The sequence below is a fragment of the Streptosporangium fragile genome (assembly GCF_039534445.1).
GTDB classification, from domain to species: Bacteria; Actinomycetota; Actinomycetes; order Streptosporangiales; family Streptosporangiaceae; genus Streptosporangium; species Streptosporangium fragile.
This window is the reverse complement of sequence record NZ_BAAAVI010000044.1, coordinates 54,687-76,646: the sequence shown is the minus strand read 5'-3', so window position 1 is coordinate 76,646 and position 21,960 is coordinate 54,687. Positions and strand designations below refer to the sequence as shown.

Sequence of the window (21,960 nt, the reverse complement as noted above, 5' to 3'; positions counted from 1 at the left end):
ATAGCTCCTCACCCTTCCAGGTTCCGGAGCCTCCAACCAACCCGGGGTGATCCACCTTGCCAACGGTGAGGTGTGGACCTTGCCCCTGGGTGAAGGCGCAGCATCGTGGTGCCGGTCGTCCTGGCCGGTGCGAGGAGGGTTGGGTGTGGGGCTGCTGACGATCGGGGCGTTCGCCCGGGCTGCGCGATTGTCACCGAAGGCGTTACGGCTGTACGACGAGCTCGGTTTGCTCCGGCCGGCTGCGGTAGACGGGGAGTCGGGGTACCGCTTCTATGATCCGGCGCAGTTGGAGCGGGCCCGGTTGATCGCGTGGTTACGGCGTCTGGGCATGCCGCTGGCCCGCATCCGCCAGGTATGCGACCTGGAGCCGAAGGCGGCGGCCGAGCAGGTCGCCGACTACTGGGCGCAGGTCATGGCCGACACCGCCGTACGCGAACGACTCGCCACTTTCCTCGTCGATTACCTGTCGGGAAGGGGTAGCGCTGTGGAAGACGCAGAAACCATGATCGGTATCCGCTACGCGGCCCGGTCGGAGTCGGGGCTGGTTCGCACGAGCAACGAGGATGTCGCCTACGCCGGCGCTCGGCTGCTGGCGGTGGCCGACGGAATGCGCGGTCCGGGCGGGAACCTCGCGAGCGTGGCGGCCATCGACGCGCTCAAGCCGTTGGAGACGAAGGCCGTACCTGCCGGCGATCTTCTCGGTGCGCTCGCCGACGCGGTTGGTCAAGCCGACCGGGCGATTCAGGACATAACCGAGTCGGCACCGTCCAGTGAGGCGGTCACGACGCTTACCGCGATGCTGTGGTCAGGCTCCCAGCTGGCGCTGGTGCACATCGGTGACACGCGGGCGTATCTGTTGCGCGATGGCGAGATCTTCCAGATCACCCACGACCACACCTACGTGCAGTCGCTGGTCGACCAAGGCCGCCTGAGCGAGGAGGAGGCCGTCTCGCATCCGCAACGCTCATTGCTGGTCCGCGCGCTCACGGGCATGGGCGGGTCCCAGCCGGACCTGTCACTGCATACGGCCGTAGCCGGCGACCGCTACCTGTTGTGCTCCGACGGACTGTCCACCGTCGTTGCGGCAGAGCCCCTGCGCGGCGTACTGAGCGGCACGGGAGACCCTGAGCAGGTCATCGATGAGCTGGTCAGGCTGGCATACGACGCGGGCGCCCCGGACAACATCGCGTGCGTGGTGGCTGACGTGGTGACGCTGTGACCGGTCCCTGTTCAAGCGGCCGAAGCCGCCGTTGCAACGGCGGCGGTGGAAGATGAGCGCGTCGGCTGTACGTTCTTTGGGCACGTACACGCTCGACCGGCGCCCTCTGGCCATTCCCGCCTACCGGCGGTTGTGGGTCGCCTCGGCCACCTGCGCAGTCGGTGGCTCGTTCAGCGTGGTTACGGTGCCGACGCAGCTGTTCACGTTGACCGGCTCGTCCGCGGCCGTCGGCGCTGCAGCCGCAGTGTCATTCGGTGCTTTGGTCGTCGCATCGCTGTGGGCCGGAACCCTCGCCGACCTCATGGACCGGCGACGGCTACTGCTGGCCGCTCACTGCGGCCTTGCGCTGACCTACGCGATGCTGTGGGCGCAGGCGTCGCTGGGAAGCCGTTCTGTCGCCGTCCTGCTGGCGTTGGTGGCATGCCAAGGGCTGACCTTCGGGGCGATCATGGTGACGATGGGTGCAACGGTGCCCCGCCTCGTACCCGTTGACCTGCTGCCCGCGGCGAACGGTCTCAGTTCGCTCGTCCGCTACACCGGGTCGATCATGGGCCCGATACTGGCAGGCCTGCTGATTCCGGTGGTCGGGCTCGGCACGCTCTACCTGCTCGACGCCGTCGCGCTGCTGACCGTCGTGTGGGCGGTCGCCAAGTTACCGCCGATCTTGCCCGGCCCTTACCCGGTGCCACGTGACGGATCGCCGGACGCGATCTCAAAAGCACTGTCCGACGCTGCGGCGGCACAGTATGAACGGCATCGGTCCGCGCTTGGACAGGTGCTCACCGGGTTCCGCTGCCTGCTCACCAACCGGGTGCTCGTAGCCGTGCTGGCAGTGGACCTCGCCGCGATGGTTTTCGGGATGCCGGTAGCGCTTCTTCCGGAGCTGGCGCAACGCACCTATGGCGGGCCTGCGGGAGGAGGCCTGGAGCTGGGCCTGCTTTACGCCGCCTACCCGGCCGGTGTTTTCGCGGCCGGGCTGATGTCGGGGACGTTCACACGCGCCCGTCGCCACGGTGCCCTGATGGCATCGGCCGCCGCTGCCTGGGGAGGAACCGTCGTGATCCTCGGGTTGGCCCCCCGACTGTGGCTCGCCCTGGCGGCGCTCATGCTCGGTGGCGCGGCGAATTTCGTGCTCAGTACCTTCCGCAACGCCATCTCACAGGCGTATACCGACGACGCCATGCGCGGCCGGATCCAGGGAGCACTCACCGTCGTTCTGTTGGGAGGCCCACAGCTCGCCAACCTGCTGCACGGGATGGCCGCGGAGGTATACGGTCCTCAAGTGACGATCGGCATCGGCGGACTGCTCACCGTGATAACCGTCGCCATGATCGTGCGGATGGCACCTCAGCTATGGCACTACGCCGCCCCAAGAACAGATCGCTGATAAGAACCGGCGCGGATGCTGTCAACGGATGAGCATCGGGCCACCGGGCGCGCCCTCGGCGGCTGTTATCGGTCTAGCTTGCCTGCCCTGTCCCGCAGGTAGCGTTGTTCGGGCAGGCTCGTGGTACGCCGGGCCGCCAGCCGGTAGTTCGCTCGCGCGGCGGCGTACTCGCCGGCCAGTTCCTGCAGGTGGGCGCGGACGGCGTAGAGGCGGTGGTGACGGGCGATCCGGGGGTCGCCGTCCAGGCTTTCCAGCAGTTCGAGCCCGGCCTGGGGCCCGCGGGTCATCGCGACCGCGACGGCGTGATTGAGCGTGGCCATCGGGTTCGGCGCGATCCGAGTGAGGATTCCGTACAGAATGCGGATCTGTTCCCAGTCGGTGTCCTCGGCCCGCGGCGCCTGGACGTGCAGCGCGGCGATTGCCGCCTGGAGCTGGTAAGGGCCGAGGGGCGAGGCGGACATGGCGTCTGTGACCAGCGCGGTGCCCTCTTCGATCATGGCGGCGTCCCACCGGCCGCGGTCCTGCTCGGCCAGTGGCACGAGGGCGCCGTCCGGGTCGGCGCGGGCCGCGCGACGGGCGTCGGTCAGCAACATCAGCGCGAGCAGCCCGGTGACCTCACCGTCGTCCGGCAAGGAGCGGTGCAGCATCCGGGTGAGCCGGATCGCCTCTGTGGTGAGCTCGCCGCGGTGTAGGTCGGGTCCGGAGCTGGCGGTGTAGCCCTCGTTGAAGATCAGGTAGAGCACGTGGAGGACGGCGTCCAGCCGTGTGACGCGCTCGTGGGCGGCGGGCAGCTCGAACGACGCGCCGGCGGCTTTGATCCGCTGCTTGGCGCGGCTGATCCGCGGTGCCATGGTGGCCTCCGGCACGAGGAACGCCCGGGCCACCTCGGCGGTAGTGAGCCCGCCGACGGCGCGCAGCGTGAGCGCCACCTGAGAGGCGGGCGTCAACGCCGGATGGCAGCACAGGAACAGCAGCGTGAGCGTGTCGTCCTGGTCGCCTCCGCTTTCGTCGCCGGGCGCCGGTGCGAGGCCGGCGTCCGGCGCCTCCCGTGCCGCCGCGGTGATCTCCCGGCGGCGGCGCGCCTGCTCGCTGCGTACCTGATCGACCAGGCGGCGGGAGGCGACGGTGACCAGCCAGGACCGCGGGTTCTCCGGGACGCCCTCACCGGGCCACTGCGTCGCCGCGGCGAGCAACGCCTCCTGCACCGCGTCCTCGCACTCCTCGAACCCGCCATGGCGGCGCAGGAGCACGCCGAGGACCTGCGGCGCGAGTTCGCGCAGCAGGTCCCCGAGGCGTTCGGACGCGCTCACATCTCCATCCCGGCCGAGTCCATCAGCGGCCGCACCTCCACGCCGCCGGCCTGGCCGCTCGGTGTCAGGGCGGCCAGTTCCACGGCGCACTCCCGGCTCTCGCAGTCGACCACGTACTGACCGGCGACATGATCCGAGGCCTGGACGTACGGGCCCTCGCTCACCGTCACCACGCCGTCCCGAACCCGTACGACGGCGTTGATGGAAGGATCGGCGAGCGCGTGGGCACTGATCAGTTCCCCTGCTCGCCCGGCCGCGGCCAGGAACTCCTCATGGCCCAACCCTTCCTCCGGTGAGTCGGCGGCGTTCAGGTAGGGATTCAGCAGGAACTTCACCGCGTGTTCAGTCGTCCGCCGTGCCTGCGTAGACCACCGGCCGCACCTCGATGCCCAGGCCTTCGACGCCGGCGTCCGGAATGAGCGCGGCCAGCTCCAGGGCACGCTCCCTGCTGTCGCATTCCACCAGGTAGTAGCCGCCGAGGTACTCCTTGGCCTCAAGGTAGGGCCCGTCCGTCACCGCCGGGACGCCGCCCCGGACCCTGACCACGGCGCTCTGCGACGGGTCGGCCAGCGCGACGGTGCCGATCATCTCCCCGGACTTGGTGACGGTCTCCATGAACGCGCCGTGGCCGCTCATCACCTCGTTGCGCTCCTCCTCGGTCAGCGCGTCCCAGATCTTCGGGTTGTTATGCATGATCAACAAGAATTTCATGTCGTCTCCTTCGACGGTCGGACGGCACCCCTGAGGCTGCCGTTCACCATGGAGTCGGGGCTTGAGCAGCAACCAGGGATCCGGCGAGGTCCGAGTTCAAAACGGCTCTGGGGCGTTGCGGAGCCGTCCGACGTCGGGCAGGCAGCGTGTCTGTCCCATGGCGGCGACGGCTTGTGCGCGGTGATGGCAAGCTACCGGAGCCCGAGAAGGTCAGGGCGGGGTCGTCCGTCACCGTTAATCGAGGTGTTCTTGCTCGGCGGCCGCGGCGTAGGCGGCGTCGAGGCGCTCGAACGGGCCTGGACCGTCGGGCGGCTTCGGCGGGGCGCCGAGGTGGCGGACGCGAAGCTCGTTCATGAGCTCCTCGATGAACACCGGACCCTCATCGCGCATGAGTTGCTGCCGGCTCCGGAGCTCGTCGCTGCCCGGGCGCCAGTCGAGGCCCCAGTTGCCGAGGGCATAGATGATCGGAAGAGTCTGGATGCCGGCTTCGGTGAGGCTGTATCGAGCGCGCTGCCCCCGCGCGGCGGTGCCGCGGGTGAGGATCCCCGCCTCGACGAGCCGCACGAGGCGGTCGGCGAGGATATTCGAGGCGATGCCCTCAATCGACCCGGTGAGCAGCGCCCGAAAGTAGCGGCGGTCGCCGAAGATGATGTCGCGCAGCACGAGCAACGACCAGCGATCTCCGAGCACCTCGACGGCGGCGTTGATCGGACACCCCGACCGTGGTTCCACGATTCCTCCTTGACCGGTATTTCGCTCCCAATATAGTAGTTGCAGAGTGCAATCACTTTTGGGAAGAGGAGCTGATGGGCCGCTTCGTTTACTCGATGCAGGTATCCCTCGACCTGCGGATCGAGCAAGTTCCGGGGGACAACGGCGCCGGCGAGTGGCTGCGCATCGACGAGGAACTGCACCGCGAGGCCAACGCGCAGACGCAGGCGCTCGCGCTCATGGTCCAAGGCCGGGTCTACTACGAGGTCATGGAGGAGTACTGGCCACGGGCGCGCGAGGACGCGTCGCTGCCGGATGTCATGCGTGAGTACGGCGAGATCTGGACCGCCAAGCCCAAGGTGCTCGTCTCCCGCACGCGCCTCAGCGCCGACCACAACACCCGGATCATCGGCGGAGACGACGCGATCGAGCAACTCGCCGCCCTGCGGGCCGAAACCGACGGCAGCATCAGTGTGGGCGGCGCGGCGCTCGCGACGCAGCTGCTCCGGGCGGGGCTTCTTGACGAGCTGCTGCTCTTCACCCATCCCGCGATCCTCGGCTTCGGCAGGCCGTTGTTCGACGACTACGACGTACCGATCGATCTCGACCTGCTTGAGCAGCGATCGTTCGAGCAGGGCGTCACGATGCATCGCTACGCCATCCGGGATGCAAAGGAGGCGGGCTCGTGCTGAGGCAGGTCGCGGAGGGTGTGCTGGTCCATGAGAGCGAGTTCGTGCAGAGCAACGCCGTTGTGGTGCAGGGCCGGGCCGGTGTGCTGCTCATCGACCCCGGGGTGACCGGCTCCGAGATCGACTGCCTCGCGAACGACCTTCGCGAGTTGGGTCAGCCCGTTGTGGCAGGGTTTTCTACGCATCCGCACTGGGATCACCTGCTCTGGCACACCCGGCTCGGCGAGGCGCCCCGTTACGGCACGGCGCGCTGCGCGGCCACTGTCCGAGATCGGCTGTCGGACGCAGGTGCGAAGGCTCGCGTCGCCGCCCACCTGCTCGAGACGGAAATCGCCGGGCAGGTACCGCTGGACCTACTCGGCCTCATTACCGGCCTGCCCGCCGAAACTGCGCAGATTCCTTGGGACGGCCCCGGGGTCCGGATCATCGAGCATCAAGCGCATGCCCCGGGCCATGCGGCGCTGTTGATCGGGGAACGCGGGGTTCTCGTCGCCGGCGACATGCTTTCTGATGTCTTGATTCCGATGCTCGACTTGGACGGCACCGCTGACCCGATCGAGGACTACCTCGCCGCGCTGCGGTTGCTCGAGGGTGTGGCGGGCGGCGTTGATGTCGTCGTCCCGGGCCACGGTTCCGTCGGCGGATCCGACCAGGTACAGGCACGGATCGAACAGGATCGGGCGTACGTACTCGCGTTGCGGAACGGCCAAGTCCCCGCCGACCCACGGGTCGGCTCATCGGCCAAGCCCGGCTGGGAGTGGGTGAGCGACGTGCACGAAGGGCAACTCCAACGCCTCGCCCAAAGAAGCGAGCGCGACGGGACGCCCCGCTAGCGATCGGTGTGCGACACAGCCCCGAGTCGACGCCGGTGCCGCATTCTTGCGGTACCGGACCGCAAGAATCTCCCCGCTGTTCCGACTATCTCCCCGAAGGGGCGCCCGGCCTGGGCGTTCCGTCGGAAGTTGCTTGTCGGCTCCCAAGGAGGATGCATGTCGCAGCTGTTGAGGGTGCACTGCTTCAACGTGTCGCGGGACGGGTTCGGTGCCGGTGAGGGGCAGAGCCTGGACCGGCCCTTCGGCCACGCAGACCCCACCCCGCTCTGGTCCTGGGCGGGCGCCACCGCCAGCTGGGTGAACCGCACCGACCCCGGTGGCACTCGCGGCCTGGACGACTACCTGACCCGCGACCACACCCGCAACATAGGAGCGGAGATCATGGGGCGTAACAAGTTCGGCCCCCAGCGTGGCCCCTGGGAGAACCACGAGTGGCGGGGATGGTGGGGCGACACCCCGCCGTTCCACACACCGGTCTTCGTGCTCACCCACCACGAACGTCCGTCCTTCACCCTGGCCGACACCACCTTCCACTTCCTCAACGCGACACCGGCCGAGGCACTGGCACGCGCGAAGCAGGCCGCCGACGGCCGGGACGTGCGCCTCGGCGGCGGAGTCGCCACCGTCCGCGAGTTCATCGAGGCCGACCTGGTCGACACGATGCACATCGCCGTCGCGCCCGTCGACCTCGGTCGAGGCGAACGACTGTGGGAGAGCCACACCGACCTGCTCGACCGCTTCCACCTCGAGACAGTACCGAGCCCCAGCGGAGTCACTCACCTCCTGTTCTGGAGACGATGACCACTGACCCCGCACGATCGCACGTACATGCCGCGATGAGCGCGTACCTGCCCGTCGATCCCAGTACGGGCAGGTCACCGGTCCCGCTGGGCCATCCTGCCCGGGCAGGGCGAGCCCCGGGGGTCGGTCGGCCAGGTCGCCGCCGGCGCGGTACGGTGCGACGACTGACCGGCGGCCGTCCCCGCGTGCGTCGCCCTCTCAGGACATGGCGTTGCGGCGCAGGATGTCGAGGGCGCATACGGTGGCGTGGCCGCGCCATTCGAGGGCGCCCGCCGGTGAGATCTCGGCGTAGTCGACCGTCCATCCGCCGTCGTCCTGTTGCAGGCCGGCCAGGCGCTCCAGATCGGCGGAGATCACCTCCGGCGTGAACAGCCCCCGCGCCGGGCGGTCGGGGAACGGGGCGACGTCGAGCGGGCGCAGCGACTCCTCCTCGGTGCCGCCCTCGACGGGCAGCCGCCCGTCGGCGGGGATGTGCTTGCCGAGACGCTCCAGGAGGCCGGCCGCCTCGGGGTGGATACCGTACACGGCGTCGAGGAACCGTACCGCGAAGGCCAGCACGTACGCGTGGGGCGCGGTGTCGATCGCTTCGATGGCGGTCAGGCAGTAGCGGTCGGCTTTTTCGAGCCAGGGGTGGGCGGCGACGACCGGATCGTGGGCGGCGACGCGATGGGCGGCGGCCGCGGTCACGGCGGTGATCTGCAGTGAGGAGGCCGCGGGGTCGGCGCCCTTCCACCAGGGGGCGGTGCCGGCGCCGACGGTGAGGGGCAGCGCGAACGGCAGACCGCCGTCGGGCAGGGTGACGGACTCCAGCCAGTCGCACAGGGCGGTGGCCTGCGGTGTGGTGGCCGGGGCGATGTCCTCGAACACCTCGAAGGCGTGCAGCGCGGCGCCGGGCTGGCTCTCGGGGGAACGCAGGTCGGGCTCCAGCCCCCAGCCGTAGCCGCCGTCAGGGTTGCGATAGCCGTCCAGGGCGGCCAGCGCGGGGACGGGATCGGTCTCGCCCATCAGCAGCTGGAAGCGGCGGCGGTCCAGCACGCGCGCGTGGCCGGCCATGAAGGAGGCGACCGCCGGAAGGTCGATGCTCATACGTTCATCATGTGCCGGCCGTGGAACCGCGGTCTTGCAGGTTTCGGTCATGGCCGCGCGTCGCGGGGCCCGCGCCGGCCGGTCCGCACCGGAGGGCCCGGCATCTCAGGCTGGTGCGCGTGTCCCGGCCCGGGCCGCCGCGGCCGCGGCGAAGGCGGCGACGACCGGGTGCGGGCGGGTGCCGTCACCGGCCAGTTCCGGCTGGAAGAGCGTGGCCAGGAAGAACGGGTGGCCGGGTAGTTCCAGGACCCGGACCTGCCCCGCGTCGTCGTGGCCGGTGAAGCTCAGCCCGCCCGCCTGGAGCGCGGGCACGTAGTCGGCGTTGAGCCCGAAGTTGCAGAAGTACCGCTCGACGGTCTTCTCGGTGCCGAGGATCCTCTCGGCCAGCGACCCCGGCGTCAGGTGCACCGTGTCCTCGTGGCCGACCAGCGAGCACGCCAGCGGCAGCAGCAGGAAGTCGCCGGCGTCCGGGTCGTTCTCGGCGTGCGCGACCCGCAGGCCGAGGACGTTGCGCGCGTACTCCAGCACGGCGTGCTGGAGGCCGGCGCAGGTGCCCAGGAACGGGATGCCCGCCTCGCGGGCGGTGCGGGCGGCGTCCACCGCGTCGGCCTCGCTGCGGTACGGGCTGCCGGGCACCATCCAGATGCCGTCGAAACCCTCCAGGCCGCCGGTGTCGGTCGTGGGGATCCAGTAGGCGTCCAGCAGCAGCCCGTCGCGCTCGCGCAGCGCGTCGAACAGGACGGGGATGCGCGTGTGGGACTGGACGTCCGGGGACCTGTCGCCCACCAGGGCGATTCTCGCGATCGTCATGCCCCGATCCTCACCCGGCCACCCGGGTAAGCGCCAACGATGATTATTGCTGGACCGATAAGCGATACTGATGCACCGTGGACCCGCACCTGCTGCGCACGTTCGTGACCGTCGCCCGCCTGGGCTCCTTCTCCGCCGCCGCCGCGGAGCTCGGCTACACCCAGTCGGCCGTCTCCCAGCAGATCGCCGCCCTGGAGGCCGACCTGGGCCTGCCGCTCCTGCATCGCCGCCCGGTGGCGCCCACCTTCGCGGGGGAGCGGCTGCTGGAGCACGCCGGTCCGTTGCTGCTGCGCCACCGGGCCGCCCGCGCCGACGTGCTGCGCGCCGCCGCGGGACCGGCCCGGCGGCTGACCGTGGCCGCCTCCCCGCTGGCCTGCACCCCCGCGGTCACGCGGGCCCTGGCGCTGGAGCGCGTCGAGGTGACACTGCGCACCGTCGCCCGCGAGCGCGTCGCCGAGCAGGTCGCCTCCGGCTCGGCCGGCCTCGGCCTGGTCGACGGGATCGCCGCCCCGAGCGACCCGCTGCGGCTGCCGGACGTCGGGCCGCTGTCCGGTTTCGGGATCGCCGAGGAGGAACTGGTGGTGGTCCTGCCGGCCGGTCACCCGCTGTCGGGCCGGCGCGGGCTGGCGCTGGCCGACCTGGCCGCGGCGCTGTGGCTGCAGGCGCCGGCCGCGGTGCCGGTGGAGCGGCTGCGTGAGCTGGCGGGCGTGGACGGGTTCCGCGTCGCCTTCCGCTACGACGGCGATGACCTGCGCACCGTGCTGAACCTGGCCGCCGCCGGGCACGGGCTGACCCTGCTGCCCGCCTCGGCGCTGCCCGACCGGGCCGCCGGGGTGGCGCTGGTCGCGCCGCGCGTGGTGCACCGGGTGGAGGTGGTGTACGGGGAGGGCGGCGGCCGGGCCGCCGCCCTCGCCGCTCAGCTGCGCCAGCCGTCCTCGTCCACCCCGCCGGGCACATCGGCCCCGGGGTCGTAGGGGGTGCGGGTGAAGACGAAGGTGTTGAGGTCGAGATGGCTGACCGAGCCGTCGGCCCGGCGGATCACCCGCAGCGTCTCGCCCGCGTAGTAGCCGTCCAGCCCCAGCCAGGTCCCGTCGGCCTGGGCGGCGAACCGGGAGGCCCGGCCGGCGCCGCCGATCGGGTGGAGGGAGACCCCGCCCTCCGGCAGCAGCCGCAGCGCGTACGGGGAAGGCCCCCAGTACCACGGCCCGGCCAGCTCCAGCAGGCCCGCGGCGTCGGCGACGGGTTCCCACTCGTCGGGCAGCCGCGGCTCGTGCTGGTCCAGGATGGCCAGCAGGTCGGTCAGCAGGGTGCGGCTGACCCCCGCGGTGGAGTTGGCCGTGAACAGCACGCCGACCCGGTCGGAGGGGTCGGCCCACACCGTGGCCAGGAAACCCGGCATGGAACCGGTGTGGCCGGCCAGGCGGCGGCCGCCCGCGCGGGCCAGCTGCAGGCCCAGACCGTACCCGCCGGTCCAGGCGTCACCGTCGTCGACGGTCGCCGGCTCGCGCATCTCCGCCACGGTGGCCGGGGCGAGCACGCCTCCGGTGTCGCCGGCGACGAACGCCGCCCACCGCGCCAGGTCGGCGGGGGTGGACCACAGCTGCCCGGCCGGGGCCATGGCGACCGCGTCGTGTTCGGGCTCGGGCAGCAGCACGTCCGCCCACGGGTGCACGGCGTAGCCGACGGCGTGCGGGGCGCGCGGCCGGGTCGTGGTGTCACGCATGCCCAGCGGCTGCAGGACCTCCTCCGCCACGGCCCGCGCCCAGTTCGCCCGCCGGTGCCGGGCGACCAGTTCGCCCAGCAGGGCGAAGCCCACGTTGGAGTAGTGGTAGCGGCGCCCGGGGCGGTGTTTGGCGGCGTCCGGCCCGAGCGCGGCGACGAGCCGCTCCACCGGCATGCCCGGGGTCCGCTCCCACCACGGGCCGGGGGACTCGGCGCTCAGCCCGGAGGTGTGCGACAGCAGCTGGGCGACGGTCACCTCGCCGACCTGCGTGCCGGGGACGTGCTTGCCGATCGGGTCGAGCAGGTCCACTCGTCCCTCGTCGCGCAACCGCATGACCACGGTGGCCACCAGGCTCTTGGTGATCGAACCGATCCGGTACTGGGTGGCGGTGGTGGGAGGCGCGCCGTCCACCTTGCCACGCGAGCCGAACCAGGCGAGTTCCCCGTCGCGCACCACCGCCGCGGTCAGGGACGGCAGCCGCCCCTCGGCCTGCTCGACCGCGATCCTGCGCAGCAGCGCGCGAGCCGTACTCTCCAGAACCGGCGCCATCGAATGACTCCTCCCCGACGTCCAAAAGTGCCCCCAGGTTAGGGCCTGTGACGCTCGAGCCTCGACAGCATCGGCGGGAGGTCCTTTCGGTGCGTCACGGTCAGCCGCCGGGTCGCCCGGGTGATCGCCACATACAGGTCGTGGCCGCCCATCGGCGTCCGGGTGAGGATCTCGTCCGGCTCGACGACCACGACGGCGTCGAACTCCAGGCCCTTGGACGCGGTGACGGTCAGGACCGCGACGGGAGCGTCGAGGACGTCGCCGTCGCGGGGGAAGAGCGCGGCGATCCGGTCGTACCGGGCGTCGGGCACGATGACGGCCAGGCGGCCCTCGCCGATCTCGGCCAGTTCGCCCTCCACCACCGCCTTCAGCGCGGCGGGACCGTCGGGGGCGTCCGGGTCGAGGGGGACGGCGCGCGGCGCGCTCCCGCCCTCGCGGACCGACTCGGGGGGTTCCTGGCCCGGCGCGACCGCGCGCAGCACGTCGGCCGCCACCCGCATGATCTCCATCGGGGTGCGGTAGTTGACCGCCAGGTGCTCCTGCCGCCAGCGGCCCTTGACGTACGGGTCGAGCATCTCGCCCCAGGAGCGCGCCCCGGCCGCCGAACCGGTCTGCGCGATGTCGCCCACCACGGTCAGCGAGCGCGCCGGGATACGGCGCATCACGGCCCGCCAGGCCATCGCCGACAGCTCCTGCGCCTCGTCGACGATGACGTGCCCGTACGCCCACCGCCGGTCGCGGCGGGCCCGCTCCGCGGTGGTGACGGCCGGTCCGGTGTCGCGGTGGCGCTCGGCCAGTGCGCCGGCCACCATCATCCGGTCCTCCAGCAGGCCGGTGAACTCCAGCACGCCCCGGGCGTACCGCTCCTCGGCCTCGCGTTCCTCCTCGGCGGCCCGTGCCGCCTCGGCGGGCGTGCCGGCGTCCTCGTCCTCGCCGAGGAGTTCGGCGGCCTCGTCCAGCAGGGGCACGTCGCCGACCGTCCACGGCGCGCCGGGCGGCCGGAGCAGCGCGGCGCGCTCGTCCTCGGTCAGATCGGGGGCGGCCGAGTGGAGCGCGGCGGGGGAGGCGAGCAGGTCGGCGATGAGCCGTTCCGGGGTCAGGAGCGGCCAGAGCGCGTCCACCGCGTCGCGGACCGCGGGCTGTGACCACAGCGCCTTGCGGGCATGGCGCAGGTCCTCTTCCTCCAGGGACGCGTCGAGCCGGACGGCCTCGTCCACGGCGAGCGCCTTCAGGATGTCCATCATGAACAGGCGGCGGGCCACGTTGTGCGGGTGGCGTGAGGTCCTGGCCCGGTCTCGGGCGCGGACGCAGGTGTCGTGGTCCACGGTGAGTGTCATCCGTTCGACCACCACCTCCACCCCGTCGCGCACCGAGGTCCGCACGACGATCGCGACCTCCAGGTCCCCGTCGGGGACGCGCTGGCGGTCGCGCAGCGCCGCGGCGACGACGCCGGCCATGCGCGGGTCGCCCTTGACGACGGCGGTGGCCGGGGTGTCGGTCGCGGTGGCGCGCACGCCCGGGTACAGCTCGCCGAGGCTGGACAGGACCACGTCGGTCTCTCCCAGGGAGGGCAGCACCTGCCCGATGTAGCGGGAGAACAGCGGGTTGGGGCCCACCACCAGCACGCCGCGCCGCTCCAGGACGGCGCGGTGGGTGTAGAGCAGGAAGGCGGCCCGGTGCAGCGCGGCGACGGTCTTGCCGGTGCCGGGGCCGCCCTGCACCACCAGCGCGCCGGCCAGGCCCGAGCGGATGACCCGGTCCTGTTCGGTCTGGATGGTGGCCACCACGTCGTTCATCCGGCCGGTGCGGCCCCGCCGCAGGGCCACCAGGAGCGCGGCCTCGCCCACCAGCGTGCGGCGGTCACTCTCGCTGAGGCGCTCCAGGTCGAACACCTCATCGTCGAGGCCCACCACGGTGCGCTCACGTAGGTGCAGGTGGCGACGGCGCACCAGCGAGCCGGGGCTGGCGGGAGTCGCCGTGTAGAAGGGGCGGGCGGCGGGGGCGCGCCAGTCGGTGAGGATGATCTCGCGGTCGTCGTCGCGCAGGCCGATCCGGCCGATGTAGAGGGTCTCGCCGTCGGCTTCGTCGATCCTGCCGAAGCAGAGGTCACGTTCGACCCCGAACAGCCGGGCCAGGCGGCGGGCGTGCTCGTCGGCCGCGACCTCGCGTTCGAACCTGGCCTGGTGCGTGCCGCCCATCTCGCCGCGCGCGTGCTCGGCGCGCAGGGCGGCGGCGGTCTCCTCCCGGACGGCGTCGAGACGGTCGTAAAGCCTGGTGACATGTGCCTGCTCGATCCGTAACGCCTCGGCGAGCACGGACCCGTGTTGACGAAGCTCCATTCCTTTGGTAGACTCCTGTCTAATGGGGGTTTTGTTTATTCGGTAGGGTCATAGCATAGCCCGGTTCCCCTGTTCACGCATGGCCGGATGCCGGTGACCGGCGTGTCACCGGTCTCGCCGGGGTCGTGCTCACACAGCCTCCCCGGCAGGTCGGCGAATCGCTGGAAGCAAGACACCGAATCCGGTCCGCGCCGGCGAACCCGGGGTGTCGGTACGGCCGCGGGGAACATCGATACAGCCGTTGGCGCCAAGAACGATCATGGTCCGGCTGTAGCCGGAAGGGCCCTCCGCCCGGGTCGGCGCCACCGGGCCGGGTATGATCGGGAACCACGGGGAGGTGTTCGGGCGGTCCCTGCCGTTCGGGGAGCGCCCGGCGCTGGTGCTCGTCGACCTCATGCGCGCCTACTTCGTCAGATCTGACCTCAGCTCCCTACGCCAGACCCGTGACCTGGTGAAACGGCTCAGCGCCGAGTACCCGGCGATCGACGCGCCGGTGCTCGCCGCGTTCCGGTTCACCCCGGTGCGAGTGGAGACCGAGGAGGGTTTCGAGCACACCTTCGCCCGCTAAAGGGCTCCTGGAGGGTTCGGCAGACACCTGCTCAGATCCAGCCCTCCTCCCAGGCGCGATGCGCGGCGGCGTGACGTGAGGCGACGCCGAGCTTGGCCATGGCGGCCGACAGGTAGTTGCGCACCGTGCCGGGGGCCAGATGGACCTGCGCGGCGATCTCGTTGATCGAGGCGCCCGTCCGCGACACGCGCAGCACCTCCAGCTCGCGCTCGGTCAGCGGGCAGTCGTCCTCGGCCAGCGCGGAGGCGGCGATGTCGGAGTCGACGTAGCGCCGACCGGCGGCGACGTCACGGATGATCTCGGCCAGGCGGGCGGCGGGGGTGGTCTTGGGCACGAACCCGCGCACCCCGGCGGCCAGCGCGCGGCGCAGCACACCCGGCCGGGCGTGCCGGGTGACGAGGATGACGCTGGTGGGCAGCTCGGCGCGGATCTCCTCGGCGGCGCGCAGCCCGTCGGCCGGTGGCATCTCCAGGTCGAGCACCGCGATGTCGGGCCGATGCTCGCGGGCCAGCCGCACGGCGTCCGTGGAGGTGGCCGCCTCGGCGACGACGTGCAGATCCTCCTCCAGCGCCAGCAGCGCCGCGAGGGCGCCCCTGATGAGGTCCTCGTCGTCGGCCAGCAGCAGGCGGATCACCGGGCGCCCGCCTCCGCGGCAGCCGCGGGCGTGCCGACCGGCAGTGAGGCGACGACCTCGAACCGGTCGCCGTCGCGGTGCCAGTCCAGCGTGCCACCGGCCCGTTCCAGGCGTTCGGCCAGGGCGCGCAGCCCCGTGCCCGACCCGGGCCGGGAGGGGTCCGCCACGCCGTCGTTGCTCACCCGCAGGCGGGCGCGGCCGTCCCGGACCCGGTAGGCGACCTGCGCCCGGCGGGCCTGGCTGTGGCGCAGCACGTTGGTGGTGGCCTCACGCACGACCAGTCCCAGCACGTGGCGGTGCGGCTCGGGCAGGGCCCGCGCGTCGGCGGGATCGCCGCGGTCCACGGTCGTGTCGATGCCGGCCGCGGCCAGCACCTTCGCCGCGTTGGCGATCTCGTCCTCCAGACTCGCGCGCCGGTATCCCTGCACCACGGCGCGGGTGTCGCGGAGCGCGTCGATGGACAACCGCTGCACCTCCCGCATCTCCGCGGCGGCCCGGGCCGGTTCGGCCTCGGCGAGCCGCGCCGCCAGCTCGCTCTTCAGCGCGATCACCTGCAGGTGGTGGCCCTGGATGTCGTGCAGGTCGGCGGCGAAGCGCAGCCGCTCGTCTTTGACCGCCAGCTCGGCGGCCAGGAGCCGCGCCCGGTCCAGCCGGTCGGCGACGTCCCAGGCCCACAGCATGCCGAGAGTGGTCCAGGCGACGAACGCCACCATCCCGGCGGGGACGGCCGTCGCCGCGGGCCACCTGCCGTCACCGGCGACCATGCCGACGGCCCCGCCGAGCGCCGCCGCGGCGACCACCGCGGCGGCGATGAGCGTGCGCCGGTGCGGTGGCGGCAGGAACATCGCCGCGATCGACGTCATCACGGCCGGGGCGAGCGGCCACAGCTCCTGCTCGCGCAGTGCCAGCGGGATCGCGCCGAGCACGGCCGCGGCCGCGCCGCCCGCCGCCAGCCAGGTCACCGCGGGCGGGCCGGGCCGGGCCGCTACGGGCGTGCGCGGCAGCCGGTGGTCGAGCAGGATCACGACGGACACGACCAGCACGGCCAGCGCGACGCCGCCGGCGGCCCTCACCGGGAGGGGCACGTCCTGTTCCACGGCCCAGTCGGCGACGAACAGCACGAGGAGGACGGTGACGGTGCCGGTGAGGCTCCACCACGTGTAGCGGCGGAAGCCACCCAGCCCCGTCCCTCCGTCGATCGGTCCGTCACGCACGCCGCCATTGTGCCCCGGGTCCGCCGGCGGTGAGAGGTGGGGCCGCACCGAATGACAAATGTCATGAGATCTCGTGACATCCCGCCGCCGTCACGTGCGGCTTCGGCACTGCCGGCGGCCCTGTTCCGCCCGCACGCTGGATCCAGCGAGAGACACCCCCGTACAGAGAGGAGTACGACATGACGGAACCCGGCCTCACCCCCAGCCGCCACGCGCGCGGATGGTGGCGCTTCCTCCGTCACTACCTGGAGATGATCGCCGCGATGCTCGTCGGCATGGCGGTGCTCGGCGCCGCGGTGCGCGGTGCGCTCGCGCTGGCGGGCCTGGAGTTCCCGCCCGGGCGCCCGGAGGTCGCCGTACTGGAGATGGCCGCCACCATGTCGGCCGGGATGGTCGTCTGGATGCGCCACCGAGGACACGGCTGGGCGGGCACCCTTGAGATGACCGCCACCATGATCGTCCCAGCCCTGGCCCTCCTGCCGCTGCTGTGGCTGGGCGTGCTCCCCGGCGATGCCCTGCTGCTCTTGGAGCACGTGGTGATGCTGCCGCTCATGCTGCTGGTCATGCTCCGCCGCCGTGACGAGTACGGAGGTCCGGCCCGTGTCTAGCCTCGCACCCGAACGGCCGCGCCGGACCGCCCTGCTGCGGCGCTGGCCCACGGTCCTGGCCCTCGCGCCGGTGGTGGCCACCCTGGGCGGCGGGGCGGACGGGCAGGTCGCGCCCCTGGCCCAGGTGCTGGTGCTGCTGTCCCTGCTCTACCTGGTGGTCGCCAAGTTACGGCGGCGGGAGGCGTCATGGCCGGTGCTGGCGGCCCTCCTCATCCTCTACGTGGTCCTGCTGGCGCTCGACGTGGTGCCACCGGCGGCGGTCTTCGCCGGTGTGGCGCTGGCCGTGCTGGTCTGGGGGGCCGTCGACGGTGACCTGCGCCGCTCGCCGGCGCTTCGGGCGCAGGCCTTCGGGGTCATCGGCTTCGGCGCGCTGGCGCTGGCCGGGCTGCTCGTCGCGCCCGGCCTGGGCCGCTACCTGGTGGCGGCGGGCTGGTTCCTGCACGGCGTGTGGGACTTCGTCCACCTCAGGAAGGATGCGGTGGTGTCCCGCTCGTACGCGGAGTGGTGCGGGGTCGTCGACATCCTCATCGCCACCCAGCTCGTCTTCCTCCTCTGAGCCGCGAGGCGGGGCGCGGAAGTCTGTGCGGGAGCCGTCCTCGCCGAAGCGGTACGGTACCTGCTGTCCCGCGACGGTGGCGCGGGACAGCAGCCATGACCGCCGTCCATGAGCGGGCCCAGCGCGGTCCACACCCGTGACAGTACTCATCCGGCGACGGGCTGAGCGAGTCCGGCGGGCATCTCGTCCCGCTCATCGTCCGGCATCTGACCGTCGGGGGTGGGCCGGGTCGCGTGCAGGACCACCTGTGCGCTCTCGCCCTGCTCGGAGGTGATGCGGACGGTGATCCGCCCGATGCCGGTGGGGCGGATGATCGCCATCGCTCGTCCCTCGAACGTCTCGCAGCAGGCGTCCGCGTAGTTGTTCTCGGACTTCGGGTCGTCGCTGCCCAGGCCTTGCAGCTTTCCGGGGCCGTCCACGGTCACCGTGATCACGCGGTTCTGCGTGACGTGCACCACTCCCGTTCGATCACTGAGGGCGATGTCGAGGTTTCGGTCTGCTCGGCAACGTCGGCTCCCACTTCCAGCCGTCGATGACGGCATGCTGTGCGGCTACTGTTGCGCGCCCGGTTGTTGACAGTGATCGCGCGCCGGAGGTGGCCGCGCCGGTCCGCATGGTCGATGACATCTGCCCGGCCACCGGGCGCGGCCCCTGTCCTACCCGCGCGCCGAGTACCTGTTCAAGACCGCCGCCGCCGCACTCGACCCGCACGGGCAACGGCCCTCCACTCGGGAAGCCGATGAGACCCTGAGCAGCTCTGCGTAGTGTTCCGATTTCGCCACGCTGCGATCACGTCACAGGCCCGAAGCCCTTAACTACACGGCCTTCCCTTGGGCGAGCGGCTCCGCGGTATCCGGCCACGGAGCCTCCGCAAAAACCCGTTGGCGGACCACGGCGACCACTGATAGCTTTCCGGTGGCCGTGCGAGAGAACGAGGAGGTGGTACCCGTGAACGTATCGACATGGGTGCTCCCCTCCGGGGTCACGGTCGGGCGATAGGTCGTCCGGGAGCGCCGTTCAAGCGCACTCCCGAAAGGCACGACCATGCAATTCACCTCCGAGCAGCGCCTCGATGACGGCGTCCTCGAACGCGAATTCACCCTCGGCGAGATCCCCGGCATCCTGTGGACGCCCGCATCCGCATCCGCGCCGGTCCCGCTGATCCTGCTCGGCCACCCCCCGCTCGGACTGCACAAGATGTACCCCCGGCTGGTGGCGCGGGCCCGGCACGCCGCGGCGGAGGGCTTCGCCGCGGCCACCATCGAGCTCCCCGGGAGCGGTGACCGGCCCCGTTGGGCCGCCGCCGAGCAGGCCCGCGCCGACCTGCGCCGGGCCATGGAGGCCGGCGAGCCGGTCAGCGACGAGATCATCGACGCCCTCATCCTCCCGCTCGTCGACAAGGCGGTCCCGGAATGGCAGGCGGCGCTGGACGCCCTCCTGTCGCTGCCCGAGATCGGCGGCCCGGTCGGGTACTCGGGGGGAGTGATCTCCATCGGCATCCGGCTGGCGGTGGTCGAGCCGCGCATCGTGGCCGCCGGCTTCTTCGCCGGGAGTTTCGTGCCCCGCACCATGTTCGAGGAGGCCCGACAGGTCACCATTCCGCTGCACGTCCTGCTGCAGTGGGATGACGAAGGGAACGATCGGCAGGCGGCCCTGGACCTGTTCGACGCCTTCGGCTCCAAGGAGAAAACGCTGCACGCCAACATGGGCGGGCACACCGGTGTCCCGCAGTTCGCAGGGGAGGACGCGGTCGGGTTCTTCGCCCGGCATCTGCGCTAGCCGCGGGCCGGGGCGCCGCCGGGCCAGCAGCAGGCGCTAGGCGGTGCCGGCCAGCACACCACTCATCGAGGACAGGCCCCGGCCCTCCTGGATGAGTGGTGGCCGGCAGATGCGCAACCGCCCCGACCGGCCGGTACCGTCGATGGCCGGTACCAGCCGGTCGGGAGGCGCCCGGCCACCACCGCCTCCATCATCTGGGCCCACGCCGTGAAAACCGGTCACCGGCCGGCATGGATACGGTCCTGCTCGTCCGGGGTGCCGATGAGCGAGGCATCGGCCGGATCGAAGATCGCGCCGGTGTCGGTGAGCGAGGCGGGTCTGCCCGGTTGGAGGAAGGACACGAGGTGCTCGGTGTCCGGACCGTCGACCTGGCAGCGGTAGGCGTCCCGGCGGGCCCCGTTCACCAGCAGGCGGACCTTCAGCCGGTCCGCCGCCCGGCACAGCTGTTGAAGGGCCCCGAACAAGTCGTTGCCCTGAGCGATGATCTGTGGCCCGTCGGGACAGTCGATGAGGTCGACCCCGTCAATTTGGAGGGCCAGCGTCCACGGCTCATGCCTGCGGACGGTCACCAGCGCGCGTGCGGGCTCACCGTCGCGCAGGATGCCGATCTCCATGGGAACTCCCTGGACGATTTCCCCCCACCGCTGGCCCGGCCCCGGCATCTCGCGGTATCTGGTGTGGCACGCCAGGCACGCCCACCTTTCTGGGCGAGGGGTGCAGCCGCCGAGAACGAGCAGCCCGGCCTGCAAATCCCGTTCCAGTGCTTCGGTGAAATTCGGGTACCCGTACATGATCGGGGCCACCCTGCCCACGTCGCACCGCGAGCACAACGGGCGCCGCGCCTCTCCTCTGTCCCCGACACGGTCCATCCCGGCCTCCTCAGCTCAGCCGAGCATAGGCGACGATCGTCACGACGGTATAGACGCCGCTCGGCCTCACGGTCCAGTGGGGGGTCGGGGTGGACATGATGGTCTCCGTGGTGGCCGGAGACCCGGGTGTCAACGATGTCTGTCAGTTTTAGAGAACCTCCCCCGCGTACGAATAGGGTCAAGGGTCAAGCGCAAGCGGCAGGGGACACCTTTGAAAACGCCGGATTCGCGGAGAGTACGCGATCTTGTCTATGAGACGTTCGCATCCGAGGGGCGCGCGCCCTCAGTGGCCGAGCTGGCGCGCAAGACACAGAGCACTGTCGAAGCGGTCCAGGGGATCTTGCACGACCTGGCGGAGGTCCGTGCCCTGGTCCTGACGCCCGATGGGGATGCGGTGCGGATGGCCCACCCGTTCACGTCGGCACCGATGGCCTTCGTCGTGACACCGCTGGACGGGCATGACGACCGCCGCTGGTGGGGCGGATGCGCGTGGGACTCCTTCGGCATCAGCGCCGCCCTCCACCTGGACGTCCGCATCGACACGGCATGCCCGCAGTGCGGAGCCCCGATCAGTTTCCGGACAGGCCCGCAGATCCCGCCCCCCGCGGGCCTGGCGATCCGCTTCCCGCGACCCGCCAAGGAGTGGTGGGATGACGTTGTCGGTACCTGCACGATGATCCGCGCGTTCTGCGACCGCGGTCACGCCGAGCAGCGGACGACGGACAACTCGCCGGGCAACGGCTATATCGCTGACGCGACGGCCGTCTGGCGCCTGGCCGGCCCATGGTACGGCGATCACCTGGACCCCGAGTTCCAGCCGCACAGCCGCGAGCACAACCAGGGGCTCCTTGATGAATGCGGCCTCACAGGCCCGTTCTGGCGGCTGCCGTAGGCGGCAAACAGGGATACCGCTGAGCTGGGTGAACTCAATCGCGGGTATCTGGTGACAGCCGTCTTACGGACACCCGCATCCCCGGTAACCAAGATCTTCACCATCAGTCGAGACCGCACCGCCCTGCTCTCGGTCGGCTCCGTATCACCCATGTTGGCGATCCGCTGACTTCCGGTCATGGGTTTCCGTATCCCCGCACCTCGGGGAATACGGAAACCCTGCCGACTCGCTATGCTGGCCGCCGCCAGTAAGCGAGCATCGTGTTGCGACGACCCCTCGAATGCGCCATCGCGTCATCCGGGGGCTCCATACGGGGGGCGTAAGGCGATTCGTCATCCGCCGGCGCCTGGCGGCCGCCGCGACGAAACTCGCTCGGGTGGGGCCAGTTCGAGCCATCCGGATCGAAGGTCCATGAACCGATATCGGCCGGTATGACCGACTCGTGACGATCGCGAACTGCGACCGTGACCTGTCGCAGAGCTACTTGGCGGCTGGGGACACGTTCGGGAGAAGACCCCCTGAGGAAACGTCTGACGGACACCGTCCAGGACGCGGCCTCATATCCGTTGGCTTTCCGCGATTATTACCGGGACCCCTACTTCACCCGGGGCAGTATGCGCAGTACAGCTTGTTGTCGAATACCGCGATCCCCGGACCGGCCGCCGATTGGTA

The 21,960-nt window shown here is 71.2% G+C and carries 23 protein-coding genes; 11 read left to right on the top strand and 12 right to left on the bottom strand.

The window, feature by feature from the left end:
* Positions 1 to 145: 145 nt before the first annotated feature.
* The gene (locus ABD841_RS26410) at positions 146 to 1,219 is read left to right on the top strand and encodes a MerR family transcriptional regulator (RefSeq protein WP_344977331.1); all 1,074 of its coding nucleotides are present in this window, start codon (positions 146 to 148) and stop codon (positions 1,217 to 1,219) included.
* Positions 1,220 to 1,295: 76 nt separating this feature from the next.
* Positions 1,296 to 2,606 (top strand): MFS transporter, encoded by a 1,311-nt coding sequence (locus tag ABD841_RS26405; RefSeq protein WP_344977328.1) that lies wholly within the window; start codon positions 1,296 to 1,298, stop codon positions 2,604 to 2,606.
* A gap of 65 nt (positions 2,607 to 2,671) precedes the next feature.
* On the opposite strand, the gene ABD841_RS26400 is transcribed toward ABD841_RS26405, so the two are convergent.
* From ABD841_RS26400 to ABD841_RS26385, 4 genes are all read right to left on the bottom strand, one after another.
* A complete protein-coding gene (locus ABD841_RS26400; RefSeq protein WP_344977326.1) occupies positions 2,672 to 3,916 on the bottom strand; it encodes an RNA polymerase sigma factor in 1,245 nt (414 codons plus the stop codon).
* Positions 3,913 to 4,251: a YciI family protein gene (locus ABD841_RS26395; protein ID WP_344977323.1), complete on the bottom strand. Its 339-nt coding sequence runs from the start codon at positions 4,249 to 4,251 to the stop codon at positions 3,913 to 3,915. The genes ABD841_RS26400 and ABD841_RS26395 overlap by 4 nt, the downstream gene beginning before the upstream one ends.
* Positions 4,252 to 4,258: 7 nt before the next feature.
* Positions 4,259 to 4,627, bottom strand: a complete 369-nt coding sequence (locus ABD841_RS26390) for a YciI family protein (RefSeq protein WP_344977320.1) — start codon at positions 4,625 to 4,627, stop codon at positions 4,259 to 4,261.
* A gap of 234 nt (positions 4,628 to 4,861) precedes the next feature.
* Entirely contained in the window at positions 4,862 to 5,359 is a 498-nt protein-coding gene (locus ABD841_RS26385; protein ID WP_344977317.1) for a winged helix-turn-helix transcriptional regulator, read from the bottom strand.
* Positions 5,360 to 5,433: 74 nt separating this feature from the next.
* Between ABD841_RS26385 and ABD841_RS26380 the strand changes: the two genes are divergently transcribed.
* From ABD841_RS26380 to ABD841_RS26370, 3 genes are all read left to right on the top strand, one after another.
* Entirely contained in the window at positions 5,434 to 6,030 is a 597-nt protein-coding gene (locus ABD841_RS26380) for a dihydrofolate reductase family protein (RefSeq protein WP_344977314.1), read from the top strand.
* Positions 6,024 to 6,860 carry an MBL fold metallo-hydrolase gene (locus tag ABD841_RS26375; protein WP_344977311.1) on the top strand — a complete coding sequence of 279 codons (837 nt, stop codon included), beginning with the start codon at positions 6,024 to 6,026 and terminating at the stop codon, positions 6,858 to 6,860. The genes ABD841_RS26380 and ABD841_RS26375 overlap by 7 nt, the downstream gene beginning before the upstream one ends.
* A 156-nt stretch (positions 6,861 to 7,016) precedes the next feature.
* Entirely contained in the window at positions 7,017 to 7,661 is a 645-nt protein-coding gene (locus ABD841_RS26370) for a dihydrofolate reductase family protein (RefSeq protein WP_344977308.1), read from the top strand.
* Positions 7,662 to 7,859: 198 nt separating this feature from the next.
* Here ABD841_RS26370 and ABD841_RS26365 read toward each other — a convergent pair whose 3' ends face one another.
* Together ABD841_RS26365 and ABD841_RS26360 are read right to left on the bottom strand one after the other, a co-directional pair.
* On the bottom strand, positions 7,860 to 8,747 hold the full coding sequence (locus ABD841_RS26365; protein ID WP_344977305.1) for a hypothetical protein: 888 nt from the start codon (positions 8,745 to 8,747) through the stop codon (positions 7,860 to 7,862).
* A gap of 105 nt (positions 8,748 to 8,852) precedes the next feature.
* Positions 8,853 to 9,557: a CTP synthase C-terminal region-related (seleno)protein gene (locus tag ABD841_RS26360; RefSeq protein ID WP_344977302.1), complete on the bottom strand. Its 705-nt coding sequence runs from the start codon at positions 9,555 to 9,557 to the stop codon at positions 8,853 to 8,855.
* Between the two features lie 77 nt (positions 9,558 to 9,634).
* Between ABD841_RS26360 and ABD841_RS26355 the strand changes: the two genes are divergently transcribed.
* Positions 9,635 to 10,531 (top strand): LysR family transcriptional regulator, encoded by an 897-nt coding sequence (locus ABD841_RS26355; protein ID WP_344977299.1) that lies wholly within the window; start codon positions 9,635 to 9,637, stop codon positions 10,529 to 10,531.
* Here the strand turns inward: ABD841_RS26355 and ABD841_RS26350 are convergent.
* Together ABD841_RS26350 and ABD841_RS26345 are read right to left on the bottom strand one after the other, a co-directional pair.
* Complete coding sequence (locus tag ABD841_RS26350) at positions 10,474 to 11,829, bottom strand: serine hydrolase domain-containing protein (protein ID WP_344977296.1); 1,356 nt, start codon at positions 11,827 to 11,829, stop codon at positions 10,474 to 10,476. The genes ABD841_RS26355 and ABD841_RS26350 overlap by 58 nt on opposite strands.
* A 38-nt stretch (positions 11,830 to 11,867) precedes the next feature.
* Positions 11,868 to 14,168, bottom strand: a complete 2,301-nt coding sequence (locus tag ABD841_RS26345; protein WP_344977293.1) for a HelD family protein — start codon at positions 14,166 to 14,168, stop codon at positions 11,868 to 11,870.
* A gap of 316 nt (positions 14,169 to 14,484) precedes the next feature.
* Here ABD841_RS26345 and ABD841_RS26340 point away from each other — a divergent pair, with 316 nt between their 5' ends.
* Positions 14,485 to 14,736 (top strand): Rossmann-fold NAD(P)-binding domain-containing protein, encoded by a 252-nt coding sequence (locus ABD841_RS26340; RefSeq protein ID WP_344977290.1) that lies wholly within the window; start codon positions 14,485 to 14,487, stop codon positions 14,734 to 14,736.
* A gap of 31 nt (positions 14,737 to 14,767) precedes the next feature.
* Here ABD841_RS26340 and ABD841_RS26335 read toward each other — a convergent pair whose 3' ends face one another.
* Both ABD841_RS26335 and ABD841_RS26330 read right to left on the bottom strand, forming a co-directional pair.
* Positions 14,768 to 15,370, bottom strand: a complete 603-nt coding sequence (locus ABD841_RS26335; RefSeq protein ID WP_344977287.1) for a response regulator transcription factor — start codon at positions 15,368 to 15,370, stop codon at positions 14,768 to 14,770.
* Positions 15,367 to 16,584 carry a sensor histidine kinase gene (locus ABD841_RS26330; protein ID WP_344977284.1) on the bottom strand — a complete coding sequence of 406 codons (1,218 nt, stop codon included), beginning with the start codon at positions 16,582 to 16,584 and terminating at the stop codon, positions 15,367 to 15,369. The genes ABD841_RS26335 and ABD841_RS26330 overlap by 4 nt, the downstream gene beginning before the upstream one ends.
* Before the next feature lie 179 nt (positions 16,585 to 16,763).
* Between ABD841_RS26330 and ABD841_RS26325 the strand changes: the two genes are divergently transcribed.
* Both ABD841_RS26325 and ABD841_RS26320 read left to right on the top strand, forming a co-directional pair.
* Positions 16,764 to 17,192, top strand: a complete 429-nt coding sequence (locus ABD841_RS26325; RefSeq protein ID WP_344977281.1) for a hypothetical protein — start codon at positions 16,764 to 16,766, stop codon at positions 17,190 to 17,192.
* The gene (locus ABD841_RS26320; protein WP_344977277.1) at positions 17,185 to 17,748 is read left to right on the top strand and encodes a hypothetical protein; all 564 of its coding nucleotides are present in this window, start codon (positions 17,185 to 17,187) and stop codon (positions 17,746 to 17,748) included. The genes ABD841_RS26325 and ABD841_RS26320 overlap by 8 nt, the downstream gene beginning before the upstream one ends.
* Positions 17,749 to 17,894: 146 nt before the next feature.
* On the opposite strand, the gene ABD841_RS26315 is transcribed toward ABD841_RS26320, so the two are convergent.
* Positions 17,895 to 18,290, bottom strand: coding sequence for a hypothetical protein (locus tag ABD841_RS26315; RefSeq protein WP_344977274.1), 396 nt, complete (start codon positions 18,288 to 18,290; stop codon positions 17,895 to 17,897).
* Positions 18,291 to 18,792: 502 nt separating this feature from the next.
* Between ABD841_RS26315 and ABD841_RS26310 the strand changes: the two genes are divergently transcribed.
* Positions 18,793 to 19,527 carry an alpha/beta hydrolase gene (locus ABD841_RS26310; RefSeq protein ID WP_344977271.1) on the top strand — a complete coding sequence of 245 codons (735 nt, stop codon included), beginning with the start codon at positions 18,793 to 18,795 and terminating at the stop codon, positions 19,525 to 19,527.
* A 218-nt stretch (positions 19,528 to 19,745) separates the two neighbouring features.
* Here the strand turns inward: ABD841_RS26310 and ABD841_RS26305 are convergent, their stop codons facing one another.
* Positions 19,746 to 20,141: a hypothetical protein gene (locus ABD841_RS26305; RefSeq protein ID WP_344977268.1), complete on the bottom strand. Its 396-nt coding sequence runs from the start codon at positions 20,139 to 20,141 to the stop codon at positions 19,746 to 19,748.
* 541 nt (positions 20,142 to 20,682) lie between these two features.
* Between ABD841_RS26305 and ABD841_RS26300 the strand changes: the two genes are divergently transcribed.
* Positions 20,683 to 21,288, top strand: coding sequence for an alkylmercury lyase family protein (locus ABD841_RS26300; RefSeq protein WP_344977263.1), 606 nt, complete (start codon positions 20,683 to 20,685; stop codon positions 21,286 to 21,288).
* Positions 21,289 to 21,960 lie beyond the last annotated feature (672 nt).